The sequence below is a fragment of the Comamonas sp. genome (assembly GCF_036666375.1).
In the GTDB taxonomy this organism is placed as follows: domain Bacteria; phylum Pseudomonadota; class Gammaproteobacteria; order Burkholderiales; family Burkholderiaceae_C; genus Comamonas.
In genome coordinates, this window is the sequence record NZ_JAVWWA010000051.1 from 1 (window position 1) to 13,690 (window position 13,690).

Annotated in this window: 13 protein-coding genes; 3 read left to right on the plus strand and 10 right to left on the minus strand. The window is 67.3% G+C overall.

Annotation, left to right across the window (positions count from 1 at the left end; translation table 11 throughout):
• Nucleotides 1-792 (plus strand): alpha/beta hydrolase family protein (locus RR928_RS13645; RefSeq protein WP_332682931.1); only part of this gene is annotated, 792 nt, incomplete at its 5' end.
• Nucleotides 793-818: 26 nt separating this feature from the next.
• Here the strand turns inward: RR928_RS13645 and RR928_RS13650 are convergent.
• The 7 genes from RR928_RS13650 to RR928_RS13680 form a co-directional block, all read right to left on the minus strand.
• Nucleotides 819-1,880, minus strand: coding sequence for a porin (locus tag RR928_RS13650; protein WP_332682933.1), 1,062 nt, complete (start codon nucleotides 1,878-1,880; stop codon nucleotides 819-821).
• 59 nt (nucleotides 1,881-1,939) lie between these two features.
• Entirely contained in the window at nucleotides 1,940-2,905 is a 966-nt protein-coding gene (locus tag RR928_RS13655) for a Bug family tripartite tricarboxylate transporter substrate binding protein (protein WP_332534108.1), read from the minus strand.
• On the minus strand, nucleotides 2,902-3,978 hold the full coding sequence (locus RR928_RS13660) for a CobW family GTP-binding protein (protein WP_332534107.1): 1,077 nt from the start codon (nucleotides 3,976-3,978) through the stop codon (nucleotides 2,902-2,904). Before RR928_RS13660 ends, RR928_RS13655 begins: the two co-directional genes overlap by 4 nt.
• Before the next feature lie 168 nt (nucleotides 3,979-4,146).
• On the minus strand, nucleotides 4,147-4,512 hold the full coding sequence (locus RR928_RS13665) for a hypothetical protein (protein ID WP_332534106.1): 366 nt from the start codon (nucleotides 4,510-4,512) through the stop codon (nucleotides 4,147-4,149).
• Between the two features lie 8 nt (nucleotides 4,513-4,520).
• The gene (locus tag RR928_RS13670; RefSeq protein WP_332534105.1) at nucleotides 4,521-6,311 is read right to left on the minus strand and encodes a hydantoinase B/oxoprolinase family protein; all 1,791 of its coding nucleotides are present in this window, start codon (nucleotides 6,309-6,311) and stop codon (nucleotides 4,521-4,523) included.
• The gene (locus tag RR928_RS13675; RefSeq protein ID WP_332682936.1) at nucleotides 6,308-8,386 is read right to left on the minus strand and encodes a hydantoinase/oxoprolinase family protein; all 2,079 of its coding nucleotides are present in this window, start codon (nucleotides 8,384-8,386) and stop codon (nucleotides 6,308-6,310) included. Before RR928_RS13675 ends, RR928_RS13670 begins: the two co-directional genes overlap by 4 nt.
• A 15-nt stretch (nucleotides 8,387-8,401) precedes the next feature.
• On the minus strand, nucleotides 8,402-9,259 hold the full coding sequence (locus tag RR928_RS13680; RefSeq protein ID WP_332534103.1) for a fumarylacetoacetate hydrolase family protein: 858 nt from the start codon (nucleotides 9,257-9,259) through the stop codon (nucleotides 8,402-8,404).
• Between the two features lie 114 nt (nucleotides 9,260-9,373).
• Here RR928_RS13680 and RR928_RS13685 point away from each other — a divergent pair, with 114 nt between their 5' ends.
• Entirely contained in the window at nucleotides 9,374-10,333 is a 960-nt protein-coding gene (locus RR928_RS13685) for a LysR family transcriptional regulator (RefSeq protein ID WP_332534102.1), read from the plus strand.
• Here RR928_RS13685 and RR928_RS13690 read toward each other — a convergent pair.
• From RR928_RS13690 to RR928_RS13700, 3 genes are read right to left on the minus strand one after another with little or no spacing between them, the layout of a single operon-like run.
• Complete coding sequence (locus RR928_RS13690) at nucleotides 10,330-11,199, minus strand: EamA family transporter (RefSeq protein ID WP_332549636.1); 870 nt, start codon at nucleotides 11,197-11,199, stop codon at nucleotides 10,330-10,332. The genes RR928_RS13685 and RR928_RS13690 overlap by 4 nt on opposite strands.
• Nucleotides 11,196-11,756, minus strand: coding sequence for a phosphonate degradation HD-domain oxygenase (locus tag RR928_RS13695; protein ID WP_332534100.1), 561 nt, complete (start codon nucleotides 11,754-11,756; stop codon nucleotides 11,196-11,198). Before RR928_RS13695 ends, RR928_RS13690 begins: the two co-directional genes overlap by 4 nt.
• 2 nt (nucleotides 11,757-11,758) lie before the next feature.
• The gene (locus RR928_RS13700) at nucleotides 11,759-12,493 is read right to left on the minus strand and encodes a phosphonate utilization associated transcriptional regulator (protein ID WP_332534099.1); all 735 of its coding nucleotides are present in this window, start codon (nucleotides 12,491-12,493) and stop codon (nucleotides 11,759-11,761) included.
• A 155-nt stretch (nucleotides 12,494-12,648) separates the two neighbouring features.
• On the opposite strand from RR928_RS13700, the gene RR928_RS13705 reads away from it, so the two are divergent.
• Complete coding sequence (locus RR928_RS13705; RefSeq protein WP_332682939.1) at nucleotides 12,649-13,686, plus strand: putative 2-aminoethylphosphonate ABC transporter substrate-binding protein; 1,038 nt, start codon at nucleotides 12,649-12,651, stop codon at nucleotides 13,684-13,686.
• The last annotated feature ends 4 nt before the right edge of the window (nucleotides 13,687-13,690 follow it).

The window sequence follows — 13,690 nt, forward strand, 5'->3', positions numbered from 1 at the left end:
GCGCGGCTGATCGTTGCCGGAGCGACGGCCGTGCCCCAGGGCTTTTACCGCCGGTTTGCCGAGTTTGCCGCGGCCCGGGGCTTCGAGACGCTGACCTTTGACTACCGCGGCATAGGACAGTCGCGTCCGCCTTCGCTCAAGGACTTCAGGATGTCGCTGCTGGACTGGGGACAGCTCGACCTGGCGGCGGCCGTGGAGGCGATGTCCGGCGGCGATGGACTGCCGCTGTACGTCATCGGCCACTCGTATGGCGGCCATGCGCTGGGCCTGCTGCCCAACCATGACAAGGTCGCGGCGTTCTACGGCTTTGGCGTGGGCGCGGGCTGGCATGGCTGGATGCGGCGCAGCGAGCAGTTCAAGGTGCTGCTGATGTGGAATCTGGTGCTGCCGCTGCTCACGCGCTGGAAAGGCTATTGCCCTTGGAAGATGCTGGGCCTGGGCGAAGACCTGCCGCGCGACGCCTTCGTGCAGTGGCGCCACTGGTGCCGCTTTCCGCGCTATTTCTTCGACGATCCGCAGATGCCCGGGATCGCGGACCGGTATGCGGCAGTGAAAGTGCCCATGATGGCGGCCAACGCGCTGGACGACCTCTGGGCGCCGGCCGCATCGCGCGATGCGTTCATGAGCGGCTATCGCCATGCCGCGCTGTCCACCTGCGATATCGCACCCGAGGCGCGCTCGCGCGGCATTGGCCACATGGGCTATTTCAGGGCGTCCTCGCAAGGGCTGTGGCAGGACGCTCTCGATTGGCTGGTGCAGCCCCAGCCGCACCCGGCCCTGGCCGCAGGCTGAGCCCCGAGGTCTGCGGGGCGCGTGCCTCAGAAGCTGTGGCGCATGCCTATGTCCAGGCCGGTCCAGGCTGCGTTGGCCACGCCCGGCACGCCGCCGCCGGTCAACGCGGCGCCATTGCGGTTTTGCAGCCGCGAATAGGTCGAATACAGCGCCGTGCGCCTGGACAGGTTGTAGACATAGCCCACGGCAAGTTGCTTGGCCTGGCGATCGCTGGCCGAGTTGTCCGAGACGCGGGAGTAGGACAGAGGAATATAGCCCGGGCCGGCATTGATCTGGGCGCCGACCAGCCAGCCGTTGGAGCGGTTGGGCGCGGCGACGACCTCCTTGCTGTCGCGGAACACCTGGGCCATGGCCTTGATGCCAGCGAACTGGTAGCTCGCGCCGATGTTGCTGGTGCTGACATCGCCCGTGCCCAGGCGGGTCACGCCATGGGCCAGTGCCAGGTTCCAGCCAGCGTGCGCATAGCCCAGCCGCACTCCGCTATAGCGACCATCCTGGCGCGACGGCCCGTTGCCTTCGGCCAGCGCATGCATGGCCTGGCCATAGAAGCCATGCAGGCCGGGCAGTACGTAGCCTATGCTGTTGGAAGCGCGCACCGCGGTCTGCACCGTGGACACGCGCGTCAGCCCGCCTTGCGCCAGGTTGTTGACCGAGCCCGCGCCGGCGCTGCCGAAAGGATCGAAACCCGTGAGGTTCCAATAGGTGGGAACGAAGTCGCGCCCCAGCCGCAGTTCGCCCCAGGACTTCGATATCAGACTCACCGTGGAGCGGCGGCTGAACGTCAGCGCGCCGCCGCCGGCGGTCGTCAGATTGTCGGCGCTGGTCAGCGCGCCGGCGCCGGTGTCGAGATTGAGCCCCGCATCGAGCACAAAGCCCGCGGACCATCCGCCGCCCAGGTCTTCGACGCCGCGAAAGCCCAGGCGGCTGAACTGGTTGCCGCCTATGCCGTTCTGTCGGGTGACGCTGTTGCCGGCCTGCCGGGCATGTTGGACCGCCAGATCGATCACGCCGAACACGGTGACCGACGACTGGGCGTGGCTTGCGCCGCTGGCAATCAACATCGTCGCCAGGGCAAGAGGTTTTTTCATGTTTGTCTCCATCTCTCTTTTTGATTGAAACTTTCGCGCGGCCGTACGGGCCGCGGGCGCTACTCCGGCTTGAAGCCGGCGTTCTTGAGCAGTTCTGCGCCCTGGGCCACGTCGTTGGCGATGAACTGGCGGAACTGCTCGGCGCTCTCGTTGACGGGTTCTATGCCCAGGTGCGCCCAGGCCCCGGCCTTGGCCTGGGCGGAAATGGCCGTGTTGATGGCCGCGTTCAAGCGCTTGACGCGATCCGCGGGCGTGCCCTTGGGCGCCCAGACGCCGTACCAGGACATGTAGGTCATCTCGGGAAAGCCGCTTTCCCTGGCGGTCGGCACATCGGGCGTCAGCGCGCTGCGCCTGGGCGCCGTGACCGCGATAGGCTTGACCTTGCCGGCCTTGGTCAGCGGCAGCATGGAGATCATCGAGTCCAGCAGCAGCGCCGTATGGCCTCCGGCCACGTCGATCAAGGCCGGCTGCGTGCCGCGGTAGGGCACGAAGCTGAACTTCACATTGCCCTGCTTGGCGAGCAGCAGCGTGGCCAGATGGCTGGGCGCGCCGACTGCAGGAATGCCCGCAGTCCATTTCTCGGGTTGCTGGCGCGCCGCGGCCAGCACTTCGCCGAGGTTCCTTGGCTCCAGCTGGGGCGCGATCACCAGCATCAGCGGCGCCTCGCCCACGCGCGCCACCGGCGCGAAGTCGAGTTGCGGGTCGTAGGGCGGGTGGCTCATGACCTGCTTGGCCAGCACATGGGTCGCGGCGGAGAACAGCAAGGTGTGGCCGTCGGCGGGCGCGGTCTGCGCGGCCTTTCCGCCGACCGTGCCGTTGGCGCCCGAGCGGTTGTCTATGAGCACCGGCACGCCCAGCTGCGTCTGCAGTTGATGGGCCAGCACGCGCGCCGCGTTGTCCACGCCGCCGCCCGCGGCAAACGGCACGATGATCTTGATGGCGCGCTCGGGGAACTTGTCCGTCTGGCTCCAGGCGGGCGCCGCCGACAAGGCGATTGCGCCGGCGATGATTTTGATCCAACTCATGGTGTCTCCTGTGGTTTTGGTATGGGGGTCGTGTCCGGCTCCGGCCTGGCGCGGGCGCGGCGGCGCTCGAAGACGTGCAGCGTGTCGTCCAGGGCCTGGGCGTCCACGCCGCGGGTGATGAACACGATGCGCGTGCGGCGATCCGGCCCGGGCCAGCAGGGCAGCAGCTCGGGAGGATGGAAAAGATGCTGCACGCCATGAATCACCAGCGGCCGGTCGGGCTCCTCGGCGAGATGCACCAGGCCCTTGACGCGCAGCAGGTCGTCGCCGCGCATGGCGATCACCATGTCGAGCCAGGCGGAAAACGCGTCGCGTGCCAGGGGCTGGTCGCGGACGATGACAAAGGAATGTATGCCGTCGCGGTGCGTGGGGGCGGCCTCGGCCTGGCCTTGCGGGCGGTAGTGCGGTGTCTGCGGGTCCCGGGCCGCGGCCGAGGGATGGCGCAGCAGCTGTTGCAGGATGGCGGGGTATTGATCGCTGTGCGTGTGTTGCGCCGCCGTCGCGCCCAAACTGCGCAGGCGCTCGCGCAGTTCAGGCGAAACCTGCCGCTCGGGCGTCAGATCGGTCTTGGTCAGAAACAGCTGGTCCGCGACCGCGACCTGCCGCACCGATTCCGGGAACCGGTCCAGGGTCTGCATGCCCAAGACGGCATCGACGGTGCAGGCGACGCCCGCCAGCCGGAAGCGCGAGCGCACGGCCGGCTCGCCCATCAGCGCGCGCAAGATGGGGGCGGGGTCGGCCAGCCCGCTGGTTTCTATCAGCACCTGCCGTGCGCTCGCCGCCTCGCCTATGCGCAGCAGGGCGTCCACCAGGTCGCCGCGCACCGAGCAGCACATGCAGCCGTTGGCCAGCAGCACGGTGTCTTCGGTGGTCTGCGCGATCAGATCGTGGTCTATGCCGATCTCGCCGAACTCGTTGACGATGACCACGGTGCCCGTCAGATCGGGCAGGCGCAGCAGGCGGTTGAGCAGCGTGGTCTTGCCGCTGCCGAGAAATCCGGTGAGCACCGTGACCGGAATGCGATCGCCCAGGGACGGCGTGTCGGCCAGCAGCGCGGAAAAATGCCCGCTCATGGCCGTGCCGCCGGCGCCGGCGAAAAGCGCTGCCTGCCTGCGGGCCTGCGCGGCGCAGTGCCTGGGGTTATCGCGGAAATGGATAGGGCCGATGTCATTGTTGTCTCCTCGGGGCGCTGCGAGCCAGGCCCCGTTGTTGTGGTTGCATTGCCGCGCCAGGTTCTGGCGCTACACCATGTCCGCTCCATGCATCTGCGCGAAGGAGCGCAGCGTGCGTTCCAGCCGCTGCAGCAGCCACTGGGCGACCGGCGCGGGCAGGCGTTGCTGCAGCACCTCGTCCAGCAGGGCGCGCAGCGGCTGGGCGCGCGCTGCCAGCTCCGGGTGGGCGTGAAACCACTGTGCGACCTGGGCTTCGTCACTGCGCTCGCCGCCGTCCTGCAGGTAGTCGACGATGTCCAGTTCGAAGTCTTCGAGCCGCAGGCTCACGCCGCCCGAGCCGCAGGCGCAGGCCGAGCCCAGGGCCACATGGCGCAGCGCCAGGCTGCACCACAGGTCCAGCAGGCTTTCGGCCTGCTGCGTCAGTGCGTCGGCCATGGCGGTGCTCACTGCCCGGCCCAGGCGAGATCGGCCGATCCGTTGCCGGCGCTGCCGGGCGTGCTGCGCAGCGTGCGCGTGGCCTCATGGTCGACCTGGCCCCGCGAGTCCAGTGCCACGCGGTAGACCGCGCGCGCCACCTGGGCGCTGACATAGCCTTCGCGCACGTCCTCGGCCACCTTGTCGAGCTCGCGCTCCAGCGGATTGCCGAAGCCGCCGCCGCCGCCCGACAGCATCTTGTAGGCGTCGCCGCGCTCCAGCCGCACGTTGAAGATCTTCGCGTTCGCGTGGTCGGTCTTCCACTCGCCCTTGTGGCGCACGGCCAGGCCGTTGCCCATGGCGTCGCCGCCGCCTTCCAGGCCCCAGGGCTTGCAGTGCACGCGGTCTATGCGCGTGGTGACGGTGAACGGCGACAGCGCCTGCACCACCATCTCCGCGCCCAGGCCGCCGCGGTACTGGCCCGCGCCCGCGCTGTCCTGGCGGATCTCGTATTTCTCCACCAGCACCGGGTACTTGGCCTCGAGCTGCTCGGTAGGGCTGTTGTGCGTGTCGCCGTCGTTGATGCAGACCGTGACCGAGACGCCGTCTTCCTGGCTCTTGGCGCCCCAGCCGCCGCCCAGCGGGCCTATGCCCACGATGAACAGCCTGCCGTCCTCGGGCGAAATGCCGTGGATGTTGGGGAACACCAGATCGGCGTGGTGGCCGGCAATGGAGCGGTCGGGAATCGCGGGCGCCAGCGCCTTGAAGATGGTGTCGATCACCGTCATCGGAAAGGTCATCCAGACGCGCATCGGATAGGGCCGCTCGGCAGAGATCACCGTGCCCATGGGCATGATCACCTTGAGCGGGCGGAAGCTGCCGTCGTTGACCGGGTAATCGGTGGGCGTGGTCAGGCACTTGTAGGCCACCTGCGCACAGGCAATGCCCGTGGTGAAGCCCGAGTTGTAGAAGCCGCGCACCTGCTTGCTGACATCCGACAGATCGACGGTCATCTCGTCGCCCGCGACCGTGATCTTCACGCGGATCGGAATGCGCTTGCCTATGTCCAGGCCGTCGTCGTCCATGAACGACTCCGCCTCGTAGACGCCGTCGGGAATCGACAGCGTGTTCTTGCGCGCCACGGCCTCGGACGAGTCCATGATCTGGGCGATGGAGCCGTTCACGGCGTCGACGCCGTAGCGCTGCAGCAGCTCGACATAGCGCCGCTCGCCCGTGGTGATGGCCGTGATCTGCGCGCGCAGATCGCCCAGCGCGCGCTCGGCCAGGCGCACGTTCATGGCAATGATGTCGATCAGGTCCTGGTTGACCACGCCTTGGCGCTGGTACTTCATGATGGGGATCTGAATCCCTTCGCTGAAGATGTCGGTGGTCACGTTGCCCAGCGTGCCGCCCACGTCCAGCCAGTGCGCCATGCAGCAGGTGAAGCCTTCGAGCTTGCCTTCATGGAACACCGGCATGGTGAACGTGAAATGGTTCAGGTGGCTGCCGGTGGTGTAGGCGTCGTTGGTCACCAGGATGTCGCCCGGCAGGATGTTCTCGTAGCCGAAGTGGCGGATCTTGGCCTTGACCGTCTCGGACATGCCGCGGATGAACATCGGCAGGCCCAGGCCTATGGAGACCGTATCGCCTTCCTTGGTGAACAGGCCCACCGTGAAGTCCAGCGCCTCGTAGATGATCAGGTTGTAGGCGGTGCGCGTGAGATTGGTCTTCATCTCCTCGGTGACCGCGTACAGGCCGTTGCGAATGACTTCGACGGTGATCGGATCGATCGCCACGGGGGTGTTGGGGTTGGTGCTCATGAACGGTCGCTCCCGATGTCGATTTGCAGATTTCCGAGTTCGTCGACGCGCAGCGCGTCGCCGGGCTGGACCACGGTGGTCGAGGCGTGCTCCTCGATCAGCGCCGGCCCGGCAATGGCATTGCCCGCGAGCAGGCGGTCGCGGATGTAGACCGGCGTGTCGGCCCAGCCGCCGGCGCGGAAGTACACCGGCTTGGTGGTGCGCAGCGCCTGGCGGTCGGGCGCGGCCATGCCGCGCTCCACGCTGTGCCTGGGCGGTTTCTTCATCGTGCCCAGCACGGTCACGCGCAGGCTCACCAGATCGGCGGGCTCGCCCGGTGCCGAGGTGCCGTAGCGCACCTTGTGCAACTCGTCGAACTGCTGCTTGATGGCCGAGCGATCGCGGCCCGCGAAGAACGCCAGCGGCAGGTCCACCGTGACCGCGTGCTCCTGGCCCACGTAGCGCATGTCGGCGGCGCGCTCTATCACCACGCCGTCGGCCTTGACGCCCGACTGCGCCAGCGCGGCGCGGCCCTCGTCTTCCATGGATTGGTAGGCGGCCTCGATTTCCTCGAAGGACACATCGTTGAGCTTGCGGAACACCGAGCGCACGTAGTCGTAGCGCAGGTCGGAAAACAGCATTCCGTAGGCCGAGAAATAGCCCGGCGCATAGGGAATCAGCACCTTGCGTATGCCGATCTCGCGCGCAATTGCCGAGGCATGCAGCGGGCCCGCGCCGCCGTAGACCACCATCGTGAAGCTGCCGGCATCCAGGCCGCGCTCGGTGGTCACGGCCTTGACCGCATGCGACATCTGCGTCACCGCGATGCGCAGGATGCCATCGGCCGCCTGCGTGGGCTCCAGCCCCAGCGGCGCGGCGATGCGCTCGCGCATCTGGCGCTGGCAGCCTTCCATGTCGAGCTTGAGTTCGCCGCCGAGGAAATTGTCCGCGTCCAGTCGGCCCAGCACCAGATTGGCGTCGGTGACCGTGGGCTCGAGCCCGCCGCGGCCGTAGGCGACCGGGCCGGGAATGGAGCCCGCGCTCTGCGGGCCCACGCGCAGCGCGTTGCCGGTTTCCACGCGCGCGATCGAGCCGCCACCCGTGCCCACCTCGTGGATGTCCATCATCGGGATCTGTATCGGCAGCGCGCGTTCGTAGCCACCGATCAGCGCCGAGCCCGTGGTCAGCGGCCGGCCGTTGCTGATCACGCCGGCCTTGGCCGTGGTGCCGCCCATGTCGAAGGCAATCGCATCGCCCATGCCCAGCTGGGCGCAGATGGCCTGCGCGCCGATCACGCCCGCGGCCGGGCCCGATTCCAGCATGCGCACGCAGCCGACCTTGGCATGCTCGACCGGGAACAGGCCGCCGGTCGATTGCACGATGTAGAAGTCGCCGTCAAAGCCCTTGCCGGCCAGATGCGTCTCCAGCTGGCCCAGGTATTCGGAGACACGCGGGCCCACGTAGGCGTTTGCCACGGCGGTGGAGACGCGCTCGAACTCGCGGTATTCCTGGCTGAGCTCGTGCGAAGCGCAGACAAAGGCGCCGGGCAGCTCTTCCTGCAGGATCTGCTTGACGCGCTGCTCGTGCGCCGGGTTGCGGTAGGAATGCAGCAGCAGTACGGCCACGGCCTCGACGTTCTGGCCCTGCAACTCGCGGGCCAGTTCGCGCACCGCCGCTTCATCGAGCGGCTTGTGCGTGCTGCCATCGGCGCGCAGGCGTTCGGACACTTCGAAACGCAAGGAGCGCTTGACCAGCGGCTGGTGCTTGTTGAAGAACAGGTTGTAGGCATCGGGCCGGTTCACGCGGCCGATCTCGTAGATGTCGCGAAAGCCTTCGGTGATCAACAGCGCGGTATTGGCGCCCGTGCGTTCGAGCAGCGTGTTGATGGCAATGGTCGAGCCGTGCAGGAACAGGTGGCCGTCGCGCCAGTCGATATCGGCGCTGTCTATGGTCGCCTGTATGCCCTCGACCAGCGCGCCGTGCGTGGACAGCGCCTTGCCGAACAGCAGCTTGCCGCTGGCTTCGTCAAAGGCCGCCATGTCGGTGAAGGTGCCGCCGATGTCGACCGCGATGCGGAGTTTGGGTGGGTTGCTCATGTGTTTGTCTCCAGTTCAGACGGTGCCGGGGTCGGTGGCGATGCGGTTGCGCAGCACGCCCAGGCCGGTGATCTCGACTTCGATCTCATCGCCTTGCTGCATGTACAGCGGCGGCTGGCGCCGGTCGCCCACGCCGCCGGGCGTGCCGGTGGCGATGACGTCGCCCGGGGACAGCGGGGTGAAACGCGAGATGTAGGCAACGATGGTCGGGATGTCGAAGATCAGATCGGCCAGGCCGGCCTTTTGCACCACCTGGCCGTTGAGCCGGGTCTCGAGCTGCAGCTGCGAGACATCGGGCACTTCGTCGCGCGTGACCAGGAAGGGGCCGAAGGGCGCGGTGCCGGGAAAGTTCTTGCCCGGAGTGAACTGGTGCGTGTGGCGCTGCCAGTCGCGCACGCTGATGTCGTTGAAGCAGGTATAGCCGGCAATGTGTTCGAAGGCGTCTTCCTTGCGGATATGGCGCCCGCCCTTGCCGATCACGAAGGCCAGCTCGCCTTCCCAGTCGAAGCGCTCGGAAAACGCCGGGCGCAGCACTTCGTCGCCGTCGGCGGCCAGCGAGTCGTTGAAGCGCAGGAACAGCGAAGGATATTCGCTGTCCGCGCGCTGGGTCTCGGCCACGTGGGTTTTGTAGTTGAGCCCGACGCAGATCAGCTTGCCGGGATTGGGGATCACGGGCAGGGCGCGCAGCGAGGAACGTGCGAGCGCCGTGCCTTGGGCGAGGGCGTCGCGCAGCTCGCCGAGCGCAGCGCCCGCAAGAACCGAGCGCAGGTCGGGAAAGCGCGCCAGGAAAGCTGGTGGAGGCACGAGGCAGTCATTGCCCTGCAGCACGCCATAAGTGGCTTGGCCGGCATGTTCGAAGCTCAGGATTTTCATATCGGACTCTGTGGATGGGGGGAGTGCTAGGGACTTTAAGAATTCAGCAGACTTTCTTCTAGATAGAATTCCCAGATATCAGAGTTCTGTCTTTTGGCAATTCACAAGTCCGCCATGCACCTGCCCACCGTTCGCCTGTTCCTGGAAGTCGCCGAGGCCGGCAGCCTCAGCAAGGTGGCGTTGCGCCGCCAGACCGTGCAGTCGCACATCAGCCGCCAGATCACCGACTTCGAAGCGCAATGCGGCGGGCCGCTGTTTCGCCGCACCGGACGCGGCGTGGTGCTGACCGAGCACGGCGTGCGCGTGGCCTCGCGCCTGCGGGTCTGGCTCAACGACACGGAACACCTGATGGAGGAAATGCGCCTGGATTCCAGCCAGGTGATGGGCGAGGTCAGGCTGGGCATACTGCCTTCCTCGGCCCACCCGCTGGTCACGCGGCTGTTCCAGCGGCTGCAGGCCCAGCACCCCGGCATACGGCTGAACATCACCGAAGGCCAGGGCGTGGTGCTGGACACCTTGCTGGACAGCGGCGCGCTGGACCTGGCCATCCTGTTTCGCTTCCAGCCGCCCAGCAGCGCCGAGGAAAAGCTGCTGTGCGTGGTGCATACCTATCTGGTGTCGCCACCCGGTGCGGCGCTCACGGCCGAGCCCACCGTCGAGTTCGCCCGGCTCGACGGCCTGCGTCTGGTGCTGCCGCGCCGGCCCAGCCATTGGCGCAATGCGCTCGACGAGACGGCGCGCAGCCTGGGCTTCCGGCTCGAATCCGTGGCCGAGGCCGACTCGTTGACGGTGCAGCGCGAACTGGTGGCCCACACGCCGGGACTCTATTCGATACTCGGGCCGTTCACCGTGGTCGCGGATCTGCAGGCCGGGCGTCTGCAGGCGAGCAAGCTGGTGGGCCCCGACCTGTGCCGCCATGTCACGCTGGCGCTGCCCAAACAGGGCAAGCTGACCCCCGCCTGCCGCGTGGTGGCCGCGGCCATAGAGGAACTGGTGGCCTCCTGGGGTCACCAGCTGACCGAGCCGCCGATTTCCGAACCGGATGTGCCGGACCGGCTGGCCAGCGGGCGCTAGCTGAAGCGCAGCGTCACCACGCCCGCGACAACCAGCGCCGTGCCCGTGGCGCGCGCCCAGCCGAAGCGCTCGCCCAGTACCCAGGTGCCTATCAGTGCCGCGAAGATCACCGAGGTTTCGCGCAGCGCGGCGACCAGCGCCACGGGCGCGTGCATCATGGCCCACAGCGCAATGCCGTAGCTGCCCAGCGACGCGGCCGTGCCGGCGAGGGCCAGCGCAGCGCGCGCGCGCATGTAGCGCAGGGCTTCGCCGCGGCGCGGGCCCGCGCGCCACAGCACCAGCGCCATATAGGGCAGGCCGTCGAACAGGAACAGGGCCGCGACATAGGAAAACGCATTGCCCGCGGCGCGTACGCCCATGCCGTCGATGACGGTGTAGCTGGCGATGATGGCCGCGTTGGCCAGCGCAAATCCCAGCGCCTTGCGGCGGTGGCTGGCGTTCGCCGCGTTGTGGCCGGCACGCGCCAGTCCCACGAGCAGCACGCCCGCCGACAGCACGATCACCCCCAGCCAGGCGGGGCCCGAGAGCGGCTCGTCCAGCAGCACGGAACTCACCAAGGCCACCAGCAGCGGCGCGGCTCCGCGCATGATCGGATAGGTCAGACCCAGATCGCCGTAGCGGTAGGCACCCGCCAGCGCCGCATAGTAGGCGATGTGGATCAGCGTCGAGGCCGCGATGAAGGGCCAGGCCGCAGCCGGCGGCAGACCGAACCAGAGCAGGGCCGGAAGCGCGAAGACCAGGCCCAGGCTGTGGATCAGCGCGGTGTCCAGCGACTTGTCGCCGCCGGACTTGATGAGCGCGTTCCAGCTGGCGTGCAGCAGCGCGGCGAACAGCAGGGCCAGAACCAGGAAGATGTCCAGGCTCATGGCCGGGCCTGCGGAGCGCGGCAGCGCGCAGCGATGGCCAGATAGTGGCCCAGGGCCGGCGTGGGCAAATCCTTGATCTTGGCGCGGTCGTCCCACAGCCGCAGTTGCACGGCTTCGCGCGCATGCGGCCTGGCGATGAATTGCGCGGCCTGCTGCGGCGAGAACACGCCGCCCTGCAACGCCAGGCTGCGCCGCGAGTCCGCCGACAGCGCGGCTTCGTAGTCCGCGCGGATCGCGCACAGATAGCGCTTGGCGTCCACATGCCAGCGTATGGCGTCCAGCACCCTGTCGCCAAACAGCCCGCGCAGGAAAGGCAGGGCGCTGAACTGGTGCAGGTCATCGATGCCGCGCGCGCTCGGGGTCTCGCCGCGGTCTTGCAGCAGGTGGCCGATGTCATGCAGCAGCGCGGCCGTGATGAGCGCGTCGTCGGCGCCGGACTGCTCGGCGAACCAGGCGGTCTGCAGCGCGTGTTCGGTCTGGGTCACGGGCTCGCCGCTGTATTGCGTGGCGCCGTGGCGCGCGAACAGCAGCGCGATGTCGTCCAAGGCCAGCGCCATGCTCAGGCCTCGGCCGTGGTGCGCAGCGCGCGCCGGCGCGCCGGCACCTCGGCGGCCGGCTGCGCGCTGTAGTTGTGCAGCGTGCGCTCGCGGCTGTTCATCACATGCTCGAACATGGCGCGGCCCGCGGCCTCGGCGTCGCGCGCGGCGATGGCCTTGACGATCTGCCGGTGCTCGCGCGCATAGACCACCATGGTTTCCACCGTGAGGTTCTTGCGCCGAATCAGCGACAGCTCCTTGATGAGCCGGCGGTAGTTGGCGGTGAACTTGGCATTGCCCGCGAGCTGCAGCAGGCTGTCGTGAAACTCCAGGTTGCTGCGGTGGAAGTCCTGGCCATTGCCGGCCTTGGCCGCGATGTCCATGGCATCGACCAGCTGGCGCAAGGCCCGGGTCTGCGCGGCAGTGCAGGTCTCGGCGAGCTTGCGGCCGATGTACATCTCCATCACGGCGCGCAGCTCGAAGATTTCCAGCGCCTCATCCAGCGCGATGGCGCGCACGAACACCCCGCGGTTCTTCTCGCTGCGCACCAGGCCGGCCTCGTCGAGCATGCGGAAGGCTTCGCGCACCGGGCCGCGCGAGACGCCCAGCTGCATGGCGATGGACGACTCGGTCAGCTTGGCGCCGGGCTGCAGTTCTCCGGCCAGGATCATGCGCTCGACTTCGTCGTGCACCAAACCGGCGAGCGAGTTGCCCTGCAGCTGTGCAATGGCGTCGTTGATGGGGCTGGAAACGGTCATGGGCTGTTCTTCAAAAATCGGTGTTTTGTAGATTGTCTACGATCTACAACAAACAATCTACAAACCATGGCCTGCATTTTGCTTGAAGAAAATGTCACAGTCATGACATGTGAGAGCGCCAAAGTTCGACCCTGTTCAACTCTTGGAGCCGCTCAATGAAATACGTCGCCCGGCAGATCCTCGCCGTCACTTTCGGACTCATGCTTGCCGCGCCGGCCTTGGCGCAAAAGCAGCAGCTGGTGGTCTATACCGCGCTGGAAACCGACCAGCTCAAGGCCTATCAGGAAGCCTTCGTCGCCTCCCATCCCGACATAGAGATCAAGTGGGTGCGCGACTCCACGGGCGTGATCACCGCCAAGCTGCTGGCCGAGAAGGCCAACCCCCAGGCCGATGTCGTCATGGGCGTGGCCGCCACCAGCCTGGCGCTGTTTGACCGCAACGGCATGCTCGAGCCCTATGCGCCGCTGAACATCGACGCGATCATGCCGGCCTACCGCGACAAGAAGAATCCGCCCGCCTGGTTCGGCATGAACGTCTTCGGCGCCACGGTGTGCTTCAACACCGTCGAGGCCAAGAAGCGCAACATCGCCATTCCCACCACCTGGAAGGATCTGACCAAGCCCGAGTTCAAGGGCCAGGTGGTGATGCCCAACCCGGCCTCGTCGGGCACGGGCTATCTCGACGTCGTGTCCTGGCTGCAAATGTGGGGCGACGAAGGCGGCAAGGGCGGCGGCTGGAAGTACATGGACGCGCTGCACCAGAACATCGCGCAGTACACCCACTCGGGCTCCAAGCCCTGCAACATGGCGGCGGCCGGCGAGTACGTGGCGGGCATCTCCTTCGAATACCGCGGCCACACCAACAAGGCCAAGGGCGCGCCCATCGAGCTGGTGTTTCCCAAGGAGGGTCTCGGCTGGGACCTCGAAGGTTTCGCCATCTACAAGGGCACGAAGAAGCTCGAAGCCGCCAGGAAGCTCGCCAACTGGGCCTCGTCCAAGGACGCGATGCGCCTTTACGGCAAGAACTTCGCGATCACCGCCCAGCCCGGCATCGCGCCCAAGCTGGCCGGCATTCCCGACGACTACGAGTCGCGCCTGATCAAGCTGGACTTCGACAAGGCCGCGGCCAGCCGCGATGCGACCCTGGCCGAGTGGTCCAGGCGCTACGACAGCAAGTCCGAAGCCAAGAAGTAAGCAC

Excerpts from the sequence above, each read along its gene's own strand:
- RR928_RS13650 (WP_332682933.1), bottom strand. The coding sequence starts at position 1,880 with ATGAAAAAACCTCTTGCCCTGGCGACGATGTTGATTGCCAGCGGCGCA.
- RR928_RS13655 (WP_332534108.1), bottom strand. The coding sequence starts at position 2,905 with ATGAGTTGGATCAAAATCATCGCCGGCGCAATCGCCTTGTCGGCGGCG.
- RR928_RS13660 (WP_332534107.1), bottom strand. The coding sequence starts at position 3,978 with ATGAGCGGGCATTTTTCCGCGCTGCTGGCCGACACGCCGTCCCTGGGC.
- RR928_RS13665 (WP_332534106.1), bottom strand. The coding sequence starts at position 4,512 with ATGGCCGACGCACTGACGCAGCAGGCCGAAAGCCTGCTGGACCTGTGG.
- RR928_RS13670 (WP_332534105.1), bottom strand. The coding sequence starts at position 6,311 with ATGAGCACCAACCCCAACACCCCCGTGGCGATCGATCCGATCACCGTC.
- RR928_RS13675 (WP_332682936.1), bottom strand. The coding sequence starts at position 8,386 with ATGAGCAACCCACCCAAACTCCGCATCGCGGTCGACATCGGCGGCACC.
- RR928_RS13680 (WP_332534103.1), bottom strand. The coding sequence starts at position 9,259 with ATGAAAATCCTGAGCTTCGAACATGCCGGCCAAGCCACTTATGGCGTG.
- RR928_RS13685 (WP_332534102.1), top strand. The coding sequence starts at position 9,374 with ATGCACCTGCCCACCGTTCGCCTGTTCCTGGAAGTCGCCGAGGCCGGC.
- RR928_RS13690 (WP_332549636.1), bottom strand. The coding sequence starts at position 11,199 with ATGAGCCTGGACATCTTCCTGGTTCTGGCCCTGCTGTTCGCCGCGCTG.
- RR928_RS13695 (WP_332534100.1), bottom strand. The coding sequence starts at position 11,756 with ATGGCGCTGGCCTTGGACGACATCGCGCTGCTGTTCGCGCGCCACGGC.
- RR928_RS13700 (WP_332534099.1), bottom strand. The coding sequence starts at position 12,493 with ATGACCGTTTCCAGCCCCATCAACGACGCCATTGCACAGCTGCAGGGC.
- RR928_RS13705 (WP_332682939.1), top strand. The coding sequence starts at position 12,649 with ATGAAATACGTCGCCCGGCAGATCCTCGCCGTCACTTTCGGACTCATG.